This window comes from Billgrantia sp. NRB1 (assembly GCF_056921725.1).
In genome coordinates, this window is the sequence record NZ_CM167783.1 from 388,725 (window position 1) to 403,779 (window position 15,055).

The window sequence follows — 15,055 nt, forward strand, 5'->3', positions numbered from 1 at the left end:
TCGGCGAGGCGTCGGCGGGCGGCGTGGAGAGCGACGAAGAGGACTTCCGGTATGAGCAAGGCGTTGGCGTGTCTGGCCCTGGGGCTGATGATGATGGCCACATCGGCGCTGGCCACTACCATCTATCGCACCACCGATGCCCAGGGTAACGTGACCTTTACCGACCGGCCCGATCTCGGCGGCGAGCAGGTGGAACTGGCGCCCCTGACGGTGGTGCCCTCGCGGGGGGAAGTGCGCTCGGCGGAGCCGGAGCGGGTGGAGGGCCGCGAGGCGCCGCGTCGTGACCCGGCCCCGGGGCAGCCCTTCATGCCCTATGATACCTTCCGCATCGTCTCGCCGGAGCACGAAGAGACCCTGCCCACCGGCTACGCCGGTGATGTCGCGGTGGAGCTGGCCATCGAGCCGGCGCTTCGTGAAGACCATCAGGTGCGGCTGCTGGTCGGCGGCGAGGTCAGCCAGTCGGCCATGCATACCAGTGCCTTCATGCTTACCGGCCTCTACCGCGGCGAGCATGTGCTGCAGGCCGAGCTGCTGGATGCCAGCGGTGAGGTGCGCCACCGCACCGAGCCGGTGACACTCTATGTGCAGCGCGCCAGCGTCAACCTGCCCCAGAACCCCAACCGCCCCGATTAGCTCGCCCCTCGCCGGGCACCCCCGCCGCTTTGCCCGGACGGCACTCCCAGGCCCTGTCGCGACAAGCCGCGCGATGACGGTCGCGATGAGGCCGAAGCGGCAGATGGCGGGCCCGCGGCGCGCTTCCAGGAGCAGCGCCGCCGCGACGGGCCATCGCTCGAGCGCCACCTGTTTCGCGACCCTTGAGCGGGACGGTGTGTCCGTCAGAGGTGGCGTATCAGGGCAGTGCTCTTCTCACTGGTGTGCACCCGCCCTGGCGGCGCACTATATTGGTGCAATAACCTCGGGTGCGAAAGCACCGAAACGGCGCCGGGCCGCGGAAACGCTGGTTGGCGCGCTTCTTGCTTCTTTCTAGCTGAGTGCCGGCGCCCTTGCAGGGCAGCGCCGCGCCAGTTGCCGCTTCATGATTGCCCGGGGAGGCACGAAGTGGGTGCAAGCCTCTATTCAAGGATAGGCCACCATGTACCAACGCCTGATGGAACATCTCACCACCGCGGTGCTGCTGCTCGATGACGGCTTGCGGCTGAGCTGGATGAATCCGGCCGCCGAGGCGCTGCTGGCGGTCAGCCTGGGGCGGGTCACGGGGGTGCCGCTGTCGTCATTGGCCGCCGACGACGATGGCATGGTGGCGGTGCTGGCCAAGGCCCGCGATGGGTTTCATCCCTTCACCCAGCGTGAGGTCAGGCTGACTCTGGTCACTGGCGCCACGCTCACCGTCGACTATACGGTAACGCCGCTGTCTGCCAGCGAGCTGCTGGTGGAGATGGAGCCTCGCGACCGGCTGCTGCGCATCTCCCGGGAGGAGGCGCTGCTCAATCGTCAGGAGGCGATCAAGGTACTCTCCCGCGGGCTCGCCCACGAGGTAAAGAACCCGCTGGGCGGCATTCGCGGCGCTGCTCAGCTGCTCGAGCGGGACCTGCACGACCCGGCGCTGGCCGAGTTCACCCATATCATCATTGAGGAGGTCGACCGGCTGCGCGACCTGGTGGATTCGATGCTTGGGCCGAATCGGCTGGCGCGCCATGAGTCGCTCAACGTCCACAAGGTGCTCGAGCGAGTGCGTGCCCTGCTGGTGGCCGAGACGCCCGAGGTGCAGATCAGCCGCGATTACGATCCCAGTCTGCCGGACTTTCCCGGCGATGAGGCGCAGATGATCCAGGCCGTGCTCAACGTGGCCCGCAATGCCGTGGAGGCCATGGCCGCGGCGGGAACCGAGGCGCCCTGCCTGCAGCTGCGGACCCGGGCGCGCCGCCAGTTCACGCTTGGCGCCGAGCGGCACCGCCTGGTCTGCGAAGTGGCCCTGATCGACAACGGCCCCGGCATTCCCCAAGAGATGCAGGAAACCCTCTTCTATCCCATGGTATCGGGCCGGGCCGACGGCAGCGGGCTGGGGCTGTCCATCGCCCAGGGCATTCTGCATCAGCACCAGGGGCTGATCGAATGCGACTCACGGCCCGGCCACACCGAATTTCGACTACTGATTCCGCTGGAGAAGCGCCATGACTGATGTCGCACGCGTGGTGATTGTCGACGACGATCGCGCCATTCGCTGGGTGCTGGAGCGTGCCCTGGCCCAGCCCGACCTCGAGGTCGAGAGCATCGAGCGCGCCGACAAGGCCTTGGGACGCCTGCTGGACGACCCGCCGGACGTGCTGGTCACCGATATCCGCATGCCCGGCATCGATGGGCTCGACCTGATGTCGCGGGTCCGCGAAGCGCATCCCGACCTGCCGGTGATCGTGATGACCGCCCACTCCGATCTGGACAGCGCCGTGGCCTCCTATCAGGGCGGGGCCTTCGAATACCTGCCCAAGCCCTTCGACGTGGATGAGGCCCTGGCGTTGGTGCGGCGCGCCGTGGCCCACGCCCGTGAGCGCAAGCGGCCGGTCAGCGTGCCCGAAGGCCTGGACGCCGAGATCATCGGCGAGGCGCCGGCCATGCAGGAGGTGTTTCGCGCCATCGGCCGTCTGTCGCATTCGCATATCACCGTGCTGATCAACGGCGAGTCGGGGACCGGCAAGGAGCGGGTCGCCCGGGCGCTGCACCAGCATAGTCCGCGGACGGGCCGGCCGTTCATCGCCCTGAACATGGCGGCGATTCCCCGCGACCTGATCGAGTCGGAGCTGTTCGGCCATGAGAAGGGCGCCTTCACCGGTGCCACCGCCCAGCGCCAGGGGCGCTTCGAGCAGGCCGATGGCGGCACCCTCTTCCTCGACGAGATCGGCGACATGCCCGCCGAGACCCAGACGCGGCTGCTGCGGGTACTGGCCGACGGCGAGTTCTACCGCGTGGGCGGGCACACCCCGGTCAAGGTGGATGTGCGGATCATTGCCGCGACCCACCAGAACCTGGAGATCCTGGTGGAGGATGGCCGCTTTCGCGAGGACCTCTTCCACCGCCTCAACGTGATTCGGGTGCACCTGCCCAAGCTGGCCGAACGGCGCGAGGACATCCCGCGCCTGGCCCGCCATTTCCTGGCCGAGGCGGCCAAGGAACTCGCCACCGACGTCAAGGTCCTGACCGCCGACGCCGAGGCGCATCTGACTCGCCTGCCGTGGCCCGGCAACGTGCGCCAGCTGGAGAACACCTGCCGCTGGCTGACGGTAATGGCTTCGGGCCGCGAGGTGCTGGTGGAGGACCTGCCTCCCGAGCTGCGCGAGCCCGAGGCCGTGGACGGCGTCAGTGGCGACTGGCGCACCGCCTTTCGCCACTGGGCGGACCGTGCCCTGGCCGCTGGCCACACCCACCTGCTGGAAGAAGCGGTGCCGGACTTCGAGCGCATCCTGATCGAGACGGCGCTCAAGCACACCGGCGGGCGCAAGGGGGAGGCCGCCGAACTGCTGGGCTGGGGACGCAATACGCTGACGCGTAAGCTCAAGACGCTGCTGCCGGCGCTGGCGGATGGCGAGTAAAGAAGGGCTCTTCGCACTTTAGAGTGAACATGTTTGCCAGGTTCTATGGTGGGAGGCCGGCTCTGCCGGGCGAAGGCGCCGCAGGCGCCCCATGGGTAGCGCTGCGCGCTACTTCGCGAGCTGAAGCTCCCTCCCACATAGCCTGTTCACGCCAGTCTGCGATGAACCTAAAGAAGAGGGGGCCGCAATACGCGCTCTCTTGAAGGGCAGGCAAGCTCAAGACGCTGCTGCCGGCGCTGGCGGATGGCGAGTGAGTTAGCTCAGGAGTCGACGCGCCAGCAGCCGCTGCATGTCGCGCCGGCTGTGGGCAATCAGGTAGACGATGAGGCGCTCGTCATGCTGGCGATAGAGGATGCGCACCGGCGGCTCGATGACCTGGCGATAGTCGCGTATGCCCAGCTCCAGCAGCTCCCGGGGGTGACTGCCACGTTCGGGATGCTGCCCCAGTGATAGGATGCGTGCCTCGATGGTCTCGAGCAGCTGCTCGGCCGCAGGGGGAGAATCTTCGGCTATGAAGTCGTAAAGCTCGCGAAGGTCCTCGAAGGCCGAGGCGGTGAGTTCGACCTGCAGCGCCACCGCTAGCGCTCTCCTCGGCGCAACTGGTTGAAACACTCGGCCGCATCCAAAGTCTTGCCCTGCTCGACCTCCTGGCTGCCTAGCGCCAGGATCTTCAGCAGCGCCAGGGTTTCCTGGGTCTGCTCATAGCTCCTGATGTCCTGCACGACCATCCTGGCCTCGCCGTTCTGGGTGATCACCATCGGCTCGCGAAGCTCGTTGAGCGATCGGGAAATCTCGGCAGCATGGGCCTTCAGATAGCTGATCGGCTTGATGTTCTCTGAGTACTTCATGGCGTTCGGTTCCGCTTGGGTATGTGGACTTAATTTAGTCCTTATTTGGTGTCATGGCAATCGAGGGGCTGAGCCAGCACCGTGCGCGGGGGCTGGGCGGCGGCGCCGGGGGCTGACAGAATGGGGCTCTCAAGGAGAGATGCCCATGACGCAGATGACCTGGCAGCGGCTGCTGGACCCCTCACGGCTGCACGGAGAGCGCAGCGGACGCGACGAAATCGGCCGCAGCCCCTTTCACAAGGACCATGACCGGATCGTCTTTGCCGGCTCCTTCCGGCGCCTGGGGCGCAAGACCCAGGTGCACCCGCTCACCGACAATGATCATATCCACACCCGCTTGACCCACTCCCTGGAAGTCGGCTGCGTGGGGCGCTCCCTGGGCATGATCGTCGGCGAAGGGCTGCGCGAGCGGCTGCCGGCCTGGATCACTTCGGCGGACCTGGGGGTGATCGTCCAGGCCGCTTGCCTGGGCCACGACATCGGCAATCCCCCCTTCGGGCATGCCGGCGAGTACGCCATCCGCGACTGGTTCAAGCGTGCCGAGGCGGATGGCAGCGGCCTGCTGGAGGGGCTCTCCGAGCACGAGCGCGCCGACCTGCTCACCTACGAGGGCAACGCCCAGGGCTTTCGCATCGTCACCCAGATCGAGTACAACCAGTTCCGCGGAGGCATGCGCCTGACTACCGCGACCCTGGGCACCCTGCTCAAGTACCCCTGGACCGTGGAGCATGCTGGAGCGGCCGGCAAGTTCGGCAGCTACCAGAGCGAAAAGGCCCTGCTGGCGGAGGTGGCCGAGCGGCTGGGGCTCTTGCCCCGCGGCGCCGGGCGCTGGTGCCGGCATCCCCTGGCCTGGCTGGTGGAGGCCGCCGACGACATCTGCTATGCGCTGCTCGACCTGGAGGACGGCCTGGAGATGGGCATCCTGCGCTTCGATGAGGTGGCCGAGGTGCTGCTGCAGATCGCCGGGGACCCGCCGGCGGACTACGCCGCCATGCAGCGTCAAGGGGTGTCCCAGCGGCGGCGTATCGCCGCGCTGCGCGGCGCCGCCATGGAGCGGGCGGTCAATGACGTGGGAGCGGTGTTCGTGCAGCACGAGGCCGAGCTGCTGGCCGGCACCCTGCAGGAGGATCTGCTGGAGCTGTGCCACCCCGATCTGGGCTGGGGCGTCAAATCGGCCAAGCAGCTGGCTCGGGAGCGGATTTTCCAGAACGAGCGCAAGGCCAAGCTGGAGATCGGCGCCTACACCACCCTGGGAATTCTGCTGGAGGCCTTCATCGGTGCCGCCCATGAGCTGCACCACACCGGCCGCTCCACCTTCAAGCACCAGCGGGTGCTGGCGCTGATCGGCGAGAACACCCCGCTGCCCTCCTGGTCGCTGTACGCCAGCTATCGACGCATGCTCGACTTCATCGGCGGCATGACCGACCACTATGCGGTGGATCTGGCCCAGGAGATGGGCGGCAGGCTCAAGGGGGACTGAGCCGCTCCGCGCGTCTTCTTGAACAGCGCCTAAACGGCAGGGGGGCGCAGGTTGGGCGTCTCTTCCAGCAGGGCGGCTCGCTCGAGCAGCACGCTGATGGCCTTGTCATGCAGGGCCTTGCTCAGCTCGCCGAGGTGCTGCTCGCTGAGCTGCTGGGAGAGGGTCTCGCCGCTGACCACGAGCAGCCCCTTGGCCGGGGCCTGGCAGAGGATGTCCCAGCCGGGCAGCGCCAGTACCCCGCGTACCGGCACCGGTTCGCCACACTGCGTCTCCAGCCACTCGGCCAGCCAGCGCGTATCGTGGTGGACCTTCTCCAGTGACCGGCGCTCGCTCCAACCGGGAAAACGCAGCCGGTCGCGCTCCACGGTCACCACGTTGATCTCCTTGCCGTCGGCGGTAAAGGGGCGGGTGCGGGCACGGGTCTCGACCACGAAGATCCCGTGGGGAGTGACCACCACGTGGTCGATGGTGTGGCTGTCGGTGGGCACGTCGTGGAAGACGTAGTAGGGATGGGCCTCGGGGCGAATCAGCCGCTCGAGCTCCTGACCCACGGCCAGCTCGCAGGCCAGCCCCAGCTTGATGCGTCGGATGTGCTGGAAGTCGCGGATCAGCAGGAAGCAGAACACCAGCACCAGCAGGGTGCTGAGCGCACCGTAGAGAGCCCACTCGATCCAGATCTGCTGGTTGGCGAAGAGCATGCGCCCCATGCCGTAGACCAGCGGGGCCAGGGTGACGATGGGGCCAAGCGCGCCGTCCAGGAACAGCGTGCCGAAGGCGCGGTCGAGGCGGTCGCGCAGCGCCTGCCCGGGTTCGCGCAGGGGGCGGGCGTTGAACGGTGAGCGCACCCGGGCGTCATGCAGGTTGCGCAGGGCGATCACGATCACCGCCGTTGCCCCCAGGGGGAACAGGAAGATCAGGGGAAGCAGGTATTCCAGCCAGGCCATCAAGGGGTCCGTCCTTGCCTGTTATGGGCGCATGAGCGATTCATTCTAGACAACCTCACCCAGCCAAGGCCATGGTCTTTGTTGGGAAGCCGTGGTGAAGCACGATGGCCGGCAGGCCAGGGGGAGAGATGATGAGCGAAACAGCAGCGGCGAGACAGGCGGTCGCGGACGAACGGCTGAGGGCCTTCATGGCGCGCTACCCGCGCCTCGTCGTGATCACCGGCGCCGGGGTCAGCACCGAAAGCGGCATCCCCGACTACCGCGATGCCAGCGGTGCCTGGAAGTGTTCGCCGCCGATGCAGCATCGCGAGTTCATGAGTCGCCACGGGGCGCGTCAGCGCTACTGGGCACGCGCGCTGGTCGGCTTTCGGGCACTTCAGCAGGCGCGGCCCGGTCCCGCGCACCGCGCGCTGGCCGAGCTGGAGGCGCAGGGCGTGGTGAGCGGACTCATCACCCAGAACGTGGATGGCCTGCACCAGCAGGCCGGCTCCCGTCGGGTGGTCGACCTCCATGGTCGCGCCGACCTGGTGCGCTGCATGGCCTGTGGCGCGCGACGCATGCGCCATGACTTTCACGCCGAGCTGGCGGCATGCAATCCGCAGTGGCAGACCGCCGACGCCGCCAGAGCCCCGCTGCGGCCCGACGGCGACGCCGACCTGGAACGGGATTTTGCCGACTTTCAGGTGCCGGGCTGCGGGCGCTGCGGCCGGGGTATCTACAAGCCCGACGTGGTGTTCTTCGGCGACAGCGTTCCCGCCGCGCGGGTGGCGCAGGCCATGGCCCTGGTCGAGGCGGCCGATGCGCTGCTGGTGGTGGGGTCGTCGCTGATGGTCTATTCGGGGTACCGTTTCGCCCGGGCCGCGGCTCGGGCCGGCAAGCCGCTGGCCTGCGTGAACCAGGGGCGTACCCGGGCCGACGGGCTCTATGTGCTGAAGCTCGAGGCCTCTGCCGGCGAGACCCTGAGTGCCCTGGCGGCGGCCGTCAGGGCCGAGCCGCCAGCGGGAGATCGATATCATCGGCCGATGCCTCGGGATCCACTGCCACCGGCTCGGGCGAGGCATGGGTCAGACGCCCCGCCTGACGAAGCTGGGCGTTGAGCCGTGGCGCTTCGGCCGCGGCGAGGGCTCGGCGGTCATAGCGAAGAACCGCCGACCAGGGGCCGCTGCCGTGCGCTTCGAGCCGGGTCTCGGCCAGGGTGCCATCGGCATCGCTCAGGGCGACCCGAAGTTCGGCGCGGTCGTCGAGGCTCAGGCCCTGCGGGGGGAGCACCCGGGTGTGCAGCTCGGCGAACTCCGGCGTGGCGGCGCAGCCGGCCAGCGCCAGGGCGGCCAGCAAGGGCAGCGCCAGGCGTCGCGGGCGCCCGGGGAAACGGTGTGTCGGGGACATAGCGGACCTCCCTAACCGCCGGCGAGCTTGACGGTGTAGCCGCGGCTCTCCAGCTCGGTCTTGAGCGAGTCGCGGTGGTCGCCCTGGATCTCGATCACGCCGTCCTTGACGGCGCCGCCGGTGCCGCAGCGCTGCTTGAGGGCCTTGGCCAGGGCCTTGAGCGCTTTCTCGGCCAGCGGCACGCCGGTCACCGTGGTTACCCCCTTGCCCTTGCGGCCGCTGGTTTCCCGGCGAATGCGCACGATGCCGTCGAGCGCGGCGATCCGCGCCTGCTCGGCCGCTTCGGCGCAGTTGCACTCCGCCTTCGGGTGGCGGCAGCCGGGGCAGATGTCGCCGTGCTCGGTGGAGTAGACCAGGCCGCGCAGCTGGTCCTGCAGGGTCGCCATGGCGGGCTCCTTTGCGGTGGAGGTGAGGCGATGATACCGCTGGATGGCGCGGCCTGCATCCCGCCCCGGGCCCTTGGCTTGGGTGCCGGCTCAGCGGCTGAGGGCGCTCGACCGGCGCTGCGGCTCCATCGCGCCGGCCAGCTGGCTGACGACCGTGGGCAGCTGGTACATGCTGGTGATCATGATGGCCCCCTCGGGGGTCTCCTCCGCGTCGGGGAAGCGATTGAGGTGGACCACCGTCATGCCGGCGGCCAGGGCGGCACGCACGCCCACCACGGAGTCCTCGATGGCCAGGCACTGCGCCGGGGCATAGCCCATCTCGCTGGCCGCATGCAGGTAGAGGCGGGGGTCGGGCTTCCAGCAGTTGGCCGCGTAGGCGCTGAACAGGCGATCGTCGAACAGGCCATCGAGACCGGTAGCGACCAGGGAGGTGCGGATCTTGTTGGTCGGGCCGTTGGAGACCACCCCCATGGGGTAGTGGTGCAGCAGCGCCAGGGCTTCCGCGGCGCCTTCGATGGGGGTGAGCTCGGTGGCCAGGCGGTGATTGAGGTTGGCCCGCATGGTGGCCTCGAGGGGCGCCAGAGTGGCGGGGTCCACGGGGCCGTGCCGGCTCTCCAGCTCGGCGACGATCCGGCGGAAGCGGGCCCCGCGGAACTCGCCGATGTAGTCGTTGACCTGGAACGGCAGGCCGACGGCGTTGAGGGCTGTGGCCATCTCGTCGGCGAGCAGGGGCTCGCTGTCGACCAGAGTGCCGTCACAGTCAAAGAGCAGGCAGAGCGGGCGTGTCATTGCCGAACATCTCTCGCAGGCCAGGGGCGTTTCACCGCTACGTGGTGATCATTACCTTATCTGTGTCCGACCGTTCGCGCGTCTGGCAGCACACTGCGCAAGACTTTGCGAACGCCGTTTCCGAATAGTATTGCGCCAACCTGGCCAACCTTCAAGGTGAAGGTGGCCGCTGGGGCGCCGATTGGGTGGCGCGCCAAGGCGCATGTGTCAGATATCACCACCGAAAGCGGCCGGGGCGGGGTGTCATTCTCGAACCGTGGTGTTTCCTTATCCTTTTGATATTAAAGATATTTGTCGAATCATGGCCGGAGGTTGGCCTGCCCTGTGCAACGTTCAGGGTGATTCGACACGGTCGGCGACCACGCCCTAAAGGCATAACGCCGGCAAGCAACTTGGAAAGCCTTCGCGGCTTTCGCCATTCGCAAGTCCAGACCTGAAGATTGGAGGTGCGACCCATGATGTCCAAGGAATTTCTCAAGAAGCTCGGTGTGCTCGGTGTGTCCTTCGGCCTGCTGGCCAGCCCCCTGACCTTTGCCGGCTTCCACGAGGAAGAGGAGCAGGAGCCGGTGCCGCAGGAGGAGACGGCGCCCGATGAGAACTACGGCTCCGCCGATGACACCTTCGGCACCGACCATGACGCCACCGAGTACGAGGACGAAGAAGAGGAGTTCGAGTTCGAGTACGAGGAGGAGAACGAAGAGGAAGAGTGGGAAGTCCCGAGTGACGACGACGATGACGAGGGCTGGTAAGCCCTGAGGCCATCCAGGAGGGATGGTCGTTCTCCCATCGGGTGATCACGGCAGCGTCACCCGCCTTCGCCGCCCCGGCCGCCACCGGGGCGGCTTTTTCGTCGCTGTGGCCCGGGCGCTGGGGCGTCACCCTTGACGCCCCTGATGCGGCTGCCTTGGCGTTTCGGCTACCTTATTTGGCACTTCGCACTTTAGCGTGAACATGTTTGCCAGGTTCTATGGTGGGAGGCCGGCTCTGCCGGGCGAAGGCGCCCCATGGGTAGCGCTGCGCGCTACTTCGCGAGCTGAAGCTCCCTCCCACAGGGTAAGTTCACGCCAGTCTGCGATGAACCCTTTATTTCACCTTGGGGGCCAGCTCGCCGCGCTCGTAGCGCTGGTACATGGCCTCGAGGCTGATCGGCTTGATCTTCGACGCGTTGCCGGCACAGCCGAAGGCCTCGTAACGGGCGATGCAGATATCGCGCATCGCGCTGACGGTCTCCTTGAGGAACTTGCGCGGGTCGAACTCGGACGGATTCTGGGCCAGGAAGCGGCGCACCGCGCCGGTGGAGGCCAGGCGCAGGTCGGTGTCGATGTTGACCTTGCGCACGCCGTGGCGGATGCCCTCGACGATCTCCTCGACCGGCACGCCGTAGGTCTCGGGGATCTCGCCGCCGAACTCGTTGATCACCGCCAGCCACTCCTGGGGCACCGAGGAGGAGCCGTGCATCACCAGGTGGGTGTCGGGGATGCGGGCGTGGATCTCCTTGATGCGCTGGATGGAGAGGGTGTCGCCGGTGGGCGGCCGGGTGAACTTGTAGGCGCCGTGGCTGGTGCCGATAGCGATGGCCAGGGCGTCCACCTGGGTGGCCTTGACGAAGTCGGCGGCCTCCTCCGGGTCGGTGAGCAGCTGCTCCATGTCGAGCTTGCCCTCGGCGCCGATGCCGTCTTCCTCGCCGGCCATGCCGGTCTCCAGGCTGCCCAGGCAGCCCAACTCCCCCTCCACGGAGACGCCGCAGGCGTGGGCCATCTCCACGGTGCGCCGGGTGACGTCGACGTTGTAGGCGTAGTCCATGGGGGTCTTGCCGTCCTCGCCCAGCGAGCCGTCCATCATCACCGAGGAGAAGCCCAGCTGGATGGAGCGCTGGCACACCGCGGGGCTGGTGCCGTGGTCCTGGTGCATCACTACCGGGATGTGCGGAAATTCCTCCACCGCGGCCAGGATCAGATGGCGCAGGAAGGGCGCGCCGGCGTACTTGCGGGCGCCGGCGGAGGCCTGGACGATCACCGGGGAGTCGGTCTGGTCGGCGGCCTCCATGATGGCGCGCATCTGCTCGAGGTTGTTGACGTTGAAGGCCGGCACGCCGTAGCCGTATTCGGCGGCGTGGTCCAGCATCTGGCGCATACTGATCAGTGCCATGAACTCACCTGTGTCTATCGCTGTGCAGAGGCGGCACCGCCGGTGGCGGTGCCGGTCAAGGGATGTCGGGGCTTAGCGGGTGGCGGCGTCTTCCAGAGCCTTCACCGCCGGGAGGGTCTTGCCTTCGACGTATTCGAGGAAGGCGCCGCCGCCGGTGGAGATGTAGGAGACCCGATCATTGATCTCATACTTGTCGATGGCGGCCAGGGTGTCGCCGCCACCGGCGATGGAGAAGGCCGGGCTCTCGGCAATGGCCCGAGACAGCGCCTCGGTACCCTGGCCGAATTGGTCGATCTCGAACACGCCCACCGGGCCGTTCCAGAGGATGGTGCCGGCATCCTTGAGCAGGCCGGCCAGGCGCGCGGCGGTCTCCGGGCCGATATCCAGGATCATCTCGTCGTCGCCAACCTGATCGACCGGCTTGACCACTGCCTCGGCCGACTCGGAGAACTCGGTGGCTACCACCACGTCGGTGGGCAGCGGGATCTCGACCCGCTCCATCAGCGCCTTGGCCTGGGGGACCAGGTCGGCCTCATGGAGCGACTTGCCCACCGGATGGCCCGCCGCGGCGATGAAGGTGTTGGCGATGCCGCCGCCGACGATCAGCTGGTCGCATTTCTCGGAGAGGGCGTTGAGCACGTCGAGCTTGGTGGAGACCTTGGAGCCGCCGACGATGGCGGCCATGGGACGCTTGGGGCTGGCCAGCGCCTTCTCCAGGGCGTCGAGTTCGGCGGCCAGCAGCGGGCCGGCACAGGCCGCCGGGGCGAAGCGCGCCACGCCATGGGTGGAGGCCTGGGCGCGGTGGGCGGTACCGAAGGCGTCCATCACGTAGATATCGCACAGCGCGGCGTACCGCTTGGCCAGTGCCTCGTCGTCCTTTTTCTCACCGGCATTGAAGCGCACGTTCTCCAGCAGCACCACCTCGCCGTCGGCCAGGTCCAGGGCGGCGTCCAGGTAGTCGCTGATCAGGGTCACCGGGCGGCCCAGCAGCTCACCCAGGCGCTCGGCCACCGGCGCCAGGGAGAACTCCTCGGCCGGCTCGCCCTCGGTGGGGCGGCCCAGGTGGCTCATCAGCATCACCTTGGCGCCGGCCTCCATGGCGGCCTGGATGGTCGGCAGACTGGCCCGCAGGCGGGCATCGCTGGTCACCTTGCCATGCTTGACGGGCACGTTCAGGTCCTCGCGGATCAGCACGCGCTGTCCACGCAGGTCAAGGTCGGTCATCTTGCGCACGTTCATGGAAGCGGATTCCTCATTTGGGAAGGGCCGAAGTAAATTAGTTGGCGGGCGGCATCGCCGCCACGCGCCGAGCGACGTCGAGCATGCGGTTGGCAAAGCCCCATTCGTTGTCGAACCAGCACAGCAGCTTGATCAGGCGGTGGCCGGCCACCCGGGTCTGAGTGGCGTCCACGATACCGGAGCGGGGATCGTGGTTGAAGTCGACGGAGGCCATGGGTTCCTCGGTGTAGCCGAGCAGGCCGGCCAGGCGCTCCTGGCTGGCGTGGCGGAGCAGGGCGTTGACCTGGGCGGCGCTGGTGTCGCGGCGCACGCACAGCGACAGGTCCATGGCCGAGACGTTGATGGTGGGCACGCGCATGTGCAGGCACTCGAAGCGCCCGGCCAGGTGCGGCATCAGGCGATTGATGCCGCGGGCCAGGCCGGTGTCCACCGGCACGATGGAATGCATCGCCGAGCGGGTCAGGCGCAGGTCGGTCTGATGATAGGCATCGATCACCGGCTGGTCGTTCATCGCCGAGTGGATGGTGGTGGTCACGCCGTGTTCGATGCCTAGCGCCTCGTCCAACACGGTGAGCACCGGCACCAGGCAGTTGGTGGTGCAGGAGGCCGCCGAGAGAATGCGCTGCTCGGCTCTGAGCTGTTCGTCGTTGATACCGCAGACGATGGTGGCGTCCACGTCGCTCTCCGCGGGCTGGGAGAACAGCAGCCGCCCGGCCCCGGCCGCGAGATGACGCTCGGCGGTGGCGCGGTCCCTGAAGCTGCCCGAGCACTCCAGCACCAGGTCGATGCCCAGGGCCTGCCAGGGCAGCCGGGAAGGGTCGCTCTCCGAGAGCACGCGAATCGGCCGGTCGTTGATCACCAGGCGGCCATGCGCCGCCGATACCTGGCCGGGGAAGCGGCCGTGAGTGGTGTCGTAGCGGGTCAGATAGGCGATGGTATCGAGGTCGGAGAGCTCGTTGATGGCCACGACCTCGAGCTCGGGGGCGGCCCGTTCCACCAGGGCGCGCAGCACGCACTGGCCGATGCGGCCGTAACCGTTGATGGCGATACGCTGGGCCATGGGGGCGCCGAAGTCTCCTCGAGCGGGCGGGGCAAAGCGGTAATTCTAGCGCAAATGCCCCGTCGAGTCCCAGCCGACGATGGGCGGCCGAAGGGGCCTTGAAAAGCGCGGGCGCACCCCTATTTCTCCTTTCGGGGAGCCTTGCGAGGCCGTGCCCCATCACTTTTGCCCTGTCTAGCGTAGGAGGTGTTCGTGATGTTCGGAGATCTCAGGCGTTTCGATACCGGGTCGTCCCGGGGCGTGGATTGGTTCCGCCAACTGATGGACGAGATGTTTCCGGAAAGCGGTGCGGCGGATATCCGCTCGGTGCCTCGTGGCAGCTACCCGATGATCAATGTGGGACGCACCGATGATGCGGTGCGTGTCTATGTGTTCGCCGCGGGGCTGTCCGCCGACGAGCTCGATGTCAGCATCCAGGACAACGTGCTCACCGTGCGCGGCACGCGCGCCGCCGAATCCGAGGCGGCCGAGGGAGAGGCGCGGCGTCCCTACTTCCGCCGCGAGCGCAGCAGCGGCGAGTTCGCCCGCGCCATCGCGCTGCCCGACGGCCTGGATGCCGACCGTGCCGAGGCGCGTTGGCACAACGGCGTGTTCGAGATTTTCTTGCCCAAGCGCGAGGAACTCAAGCCGCGGCGAATCGAGATTCGTTCGGCATGACATCGTCCAGCGTCGATAGTGAGGAGGTGAGCCGTCATGAAGGATATCGCCAAGCAGCAAGACACCGCCCGCCAGCTGACCGCCGGTCAGCCGCCGGTCACGGGCGAGCCTCAGGAGGTGGCGCTGCAGCCGCCGGTGGACATCTACGAGGAGGGCAACGCCCTGCACCTGGTCGCTGACATGCCCGGTGTGACCGCTGAGTCGTTGAGCATCGAGGTCGACGACAGCGTGCTGAGCCTGGAAGGGGAGATCCGGCTCGACATGCCGGAGGGCCTGTCGGCCATCTACGCTGAGGTGCGGGCGCAACGCTTCGCCCGGCGCTTCACCCTGAGCCAGGAGATCGATACCGCGGCTATCGAGGCGCGGGTGGAGAATGGGGTCCTGCACCTGGTGCTGCCCAAGAAGCAGACCCATCAGCGGCGGCGCATCGAGGTCAAGGCGGCCTGAGCGCTCGCCCCGGCGGCCGACGGGGCAGTGCCGTCGGCCGCTCCCGCCTGTTAGGCGCCACCTGCCGCACGACTCTCCCCGATGCGCTCCTTCCCCCGCGGCGGAACGCTTGCGCTACGCTGAAAG

At 67.7% G+C, this 15,055-nt stretch carries 17 protein-coding genes; 8 read left to right on the forward strand and 9 right to left on the reverse strand.

Translation table 11 applies throughout. The annotated features are described in order from the left end of the window. Positions 1-51 precede the first annotated feature (51 nt). The 3 genes from ACZIYR_RS01710 (at position 52) to ntrC (ending at position 3,545) form a co-directional block, all read left to right on the forward strand. On the forward strand, positions 52-633 hold the full coding sequence (locus ACZIYR_RS01710; RefSeq protein WP_483528016.1) for a DUF4124 domain-containing protein: 582 nt from the start codon (positions 52-54) through the stop codon (positions 631-633). Between the two features lie 460 nt (positions 634-1,093). Continuing rightward, a complete protein-coding gene (gene glnL / locus ACZIYR_RS01715; RefSeq protein WP_483528017.1) occupies positions 1,094-2,140 on the forward strand; it encodes a nitrogen regulation protein NR(II) in 1,047 nt (348 codons plus the stop codon). Further along, positions 2,133-3,545, forward strand: a complete 1,413-nt coding sequence (gene ntrC / locus ACZIYR_RS01720; protein WP_483528018.1) for a nitrogen regulation protein NR(I) — start codon at positions 2,133-2,135, stop codon at positions 3,543-3,545. Before glnL ends, ntrC begins: the two co-directional genes overlap by 8 nt. A 255-nt stretch (positions 3,546-3,800) precedes the next feature. Here the strand turns inward: ntrC and ACZIYR_RS01725 are convergent, their stop codons facing one another. Both ACZIYR_RS01725 and ACZIYR_RS01730 read right to left on the reverse strand, forming a co-directional pair. Then, positions 3,801-4,121, reverse strand: a complete 321-nt coding sequence (locus tag ACZIYR_RS01725; RefSeq protein ID WP_483528019.1) for a type II toxin-antitoxin system RelE/ParE family toxin — start codon at positions 4,119-4,121, stop codon at positions 3,801-3,803. 2 nt (positions 4,122-4,123) lie between these two features. Next, positions 4,124-4,393 (reverse strand): type II toxin-antitoxin system Phd/YefM family antitoxin, encoded by a 270-nt coding sequence (locus ACZIYR_RS01730; protein ID WP_473032165.1) that lies wholly within the window; start codon positions 4,391-4,393, stop codon positions 4,124-4,126. A 145-nt stretch (positions 4,394-4,538) separates the two neighbouring features. On the opposite strand from ACZIYR_RS01730, the gene ACZIYR_RS01735 reads away from it, so the two are divergent. Continuing rightward, on the forward strand, positions 4,539-5,873 hold the full coding sequence (locus tag ACZIYR_RS01735) for a deoxyguanosinetriphosphate triphosphohydrolase (RefSeq protein WP_483528020.1): 1,335 nt from the start codon (positions 4,539-4,541) through the stop codon (positions 5,871-5,873). A 29-nt stretch (positions 5,874-5,902) separates the two neighbouring features. Here ACZIYR_RS01735 and ACZIYR_RS01740 read toward each other — a convergent pair whose 3' ends face one another. Next, positions 5,903-6,817, reverse strand: a complete 915-nt coding sequence (locus ACZIYR_RS01740) for a nuclease-related domain-containing protein (protein WP_483528021.1) — start codon at positions 6,815-6,817, stop codon at positions 5,903-5,905. 128 nt (positions 6,818-6,945) lie between these two features. Here ACZIYR_RS01740 and ACZIYR_RS01745 point away from each other — a divergent pair, with 128 nt between their 5' ends. Continuing rightward, the gene (locus ACZIYR_RS01745) at positions 6,946-7,914 is read left to right on the forward strand and encodes an NAD-dependent protein deacetylase (RefSeq protein ID WP_483528022.1); all 969 of its coding nucleotides are present in this window, start codon (positions 6,946-6,948) and stop codon (positions 7,912-7,914) included. Here the strand turns inward: ACZIYR_RS01745 and ACZIYR_RS01750 are convergent. The 3 genes from ACZIYR_RS01750 to ACZIYR_RS01760 form a co-directional block, all read right to left on the reverse strand. Further along, positions 7,799-8,203, reverse strand: a complete 405-nt coding sequence (locus ACZIYR_RS01750; protein ID WP_483528023.1) for a YbaY family lipoprotein — start codon at positions 8,201-8,203, stop codon at positions 7,799-7,801. The genes ACZIYR_RS01745 and ACZIYR_RS01750 overlap by 116 nt on opposite strands. Before the next feature lie 11 nt (positions 8,204-8,214). Next, positions 8,215-8,589 (reverse strand): translation initiation factor Sui1, encoded by a 375-nt coding sequence (locus ACZIYR_RS01755; RefSeq protein WP_483528024.1) that lies wholly within the window; start codon positions 8,587-8,589, stop codon positions 8,215-8,217. Positions 8,590-8,679: 90 nt separating this feature from the next. Next, the gene (locus ACZIYR_RS01760; protein WP_483528025.1) at positions 8,680-9,378 is read right to left on the reverse strand and encodes an HAD family hydrolase; all 699 of its coding nucleotides are present in this window, start codon (positions 9,376-9,378) and stop codon (positions 8,680-8,682) included. 455 nt (positions 9,379-9,833) lie between these two features. Between ACZIYR_RS01760 and ACZIYR_RS01765 the strand changes: the two genes are divergently transcribed. Further along, entirely contained in the window at positions 9,834-10,127 is a 294-nt protein-coding gene (locus ACZIYR_RS01765) for a hypothetical protein (protein WP_473032173.1), read from the forward strand. Between the two features lie 334 nt (positions 10,128-10,461). On the opposite strand, the gene fba is transcribed toward ACZIYR_RS01765, so the two are convergent. The 3 genes from fba to ACZIYR_RS01780 form a co-directional block, all read right to left on the reverse strand. Beyond that, positions 10,462-11,526, reverse strand: a complete 1,065-nt coding sequence (gene fba, locus ACZIYR_RS01770) for a class II fructose-bisphosphate aldolase (RefSeq protein ID WP_473032174.1) — start codon at positions 11,524-11,526, stop codon at positions 10,462-10,464. A 72-nt stretch (positions 11,527-11,598) separates the two neighbouring features. Next, complete coding sequence (locus tag ACZIYR_RS01775; RefSeq protein WP_473032175.1) at positions 11,599-12,765, reverse strand: phosphoglycerate kinase; 1,167 nt, start codon at positions 12,763-12,765, stop codon at positions 11,599-11,601. Positions 12,766-12,802: 37 nt separating this feature from the next. Further along, complete coding sequence (locus ACZIYR_RS01780) at positions 12,803-13,825, reverse strand: type I glyceraldehyde-3-phosphate dehydrogenase (RefSeq protein ID WP_473032176.1); 1,023 nt, start codon at positions 13,823-13,825, stop codon at positions 12,803-12,805. Between the two features lie 195 nt (positions 13,826-14,020). Between ACZIYR_RS01780 and ACZIYR_RS01785 the strand changes: the two genes are divergently transcribed. Together ACZIYR_RS01785 and ACZIYR_RS01790 are read left to right on the forward strand one after the other, a co-directional pair. Further along, positions 14,021-14,482, forward strand: a complete 462-nt coding sequence (locus tag ACZIYR_RS01785) for an Hsp20/alpha crystallin family protein (protein WP_473034969.1) — start codon at positions 14,021-14,023, stop codon at positions 14,480-14,482. A 36-nt stretch (positions 14,483-14,518) separates the two neighbouring features. Beyond that, positions 14,519-14,929, forward strand: a complete 411-nt coding sequence (locus tag ACZIYR_RS01790; RefSeq protein ID WP_473032177.1) for an Hsp20/alpha crystallin family protein — start codon at positions 14,519-14,521, stop codon at positions 14,927-14,929. Positions 14,930-15,055 lie beyond the last annotated feature (126 nt).

Bases quoted from the DNA above. Each gene is read 5' to 3' on its own strand.
- ACZIYR_RS01710 (WP_483528016.1), top strand. From the start codon at position 52: ATGAGCAAGGCGTTGGCGTGTCTGGCCCTGGGGCTGATGATGATGGCC.
- glnL (WP_483528017.1), top strand. From the start codon at position 1,094: ATGTACCAACGCCTGATGGAACATCTCACCACCGCGGTGCTGCTGCTC.
- ntrC (WP_483528018.1), top strand. From the start codon at position 2,133: ATGACTGATGTCGCACGCGTGGTGATTGTCGACGACGATCGCGCCATT.
- ACZIYR_RS01730 (WP_473032165.1), bottom strand. From the start codon at position 4,393: ATGAAGTACTCAGAGAACATCAAGCCGATCAGCTATCTGAAGGCCCAT.
- ACZIYR_RS01735 (WP_483528020.1), top strand. From the start codon at position 4,539: ATGACGCAGATGACCTGGCAGCGGCTGCTGGACCCCTCACGGCTGCAC.
- ACZIYR_RS01740 (WP_483528021.1), bottom strand. From the start codon at position 6,817: ATGGCCTGGCTGGAATACCTGCTTCCCCTGATCTTCCTGTTCCCCCTG.
- ACZIYR_RS01745 (WP_483528022.1), top strand. From the start codon at position 6,946: ATGATGAGCGAAACAGCAGCGGCGAGACAGGCGGTCGCGGACGAACGG.
- ACZIYR_RS01750 (WP_483528023.1), bottom strand. From the start codon at position 8,203: ATGTCCCCGACACACCGTTTCCCCGGGCGCCCGCGACGCCTGGCGCTG.
- ACZIYR_RS01755 (WP_483528024.1), bottom strand. From the start codon at position 8,589: ATGGCGACCCTGCAGGACCAGCTGCGCGGCCTGGTCTACTCCACCGAG.
- ACZIYR_RS01760 (WP_483528025.1), bottom strand. From the start codon at position 9,378: ATGACACGCCCGCTCTGCCTGCTCTTTGACTGTGACGGCACTCTGGTC.
- ACZIYR_RS01765 (WP_473032173.1), top strand. From the start codon at position 9,834: ATGATGTCCAAGGAATTTCTCAAGAAGCTCGGTGTGCTCGGTGTGTCC.
- fba (WP_473032174.1), bottom strand. From the start codon at position 11,526: ATGGCACTGATCAGTATGCGCCAGATGCTGGACCACGCCGCCGAATAC.
- ACZIYR_RS01775 (WP_473032175.1), bottom strand. From the start codon at position 12,765: ATGAACGTGCGCAAGATGACCGACCTTGACCTGCGTGGACAGCGCGTG.
- ACZIYR_RS01780 (WP_473032176.1), bottom strand. From the start codon at position 13,825: ATGGCCCAGCGTATCGCCATCAACGGTTACGGCCGCATCGGCCAGTGC.
- ACZIYR_RS01785 (WP_473034969.1), top strand. From the start codon at position 14,021: ATGTTCGGAGATCTCAGGCGTTTCGATACCGGGTCGTCCCGGGGCGTG.
- ACZIYR_RS01790 (WP_473032177.1), top strand. From the start codon at position 14,519: ATGAAGGATATCGCCAAGCAGCAAGACACCGCCCGCCAGCTGACCGCC.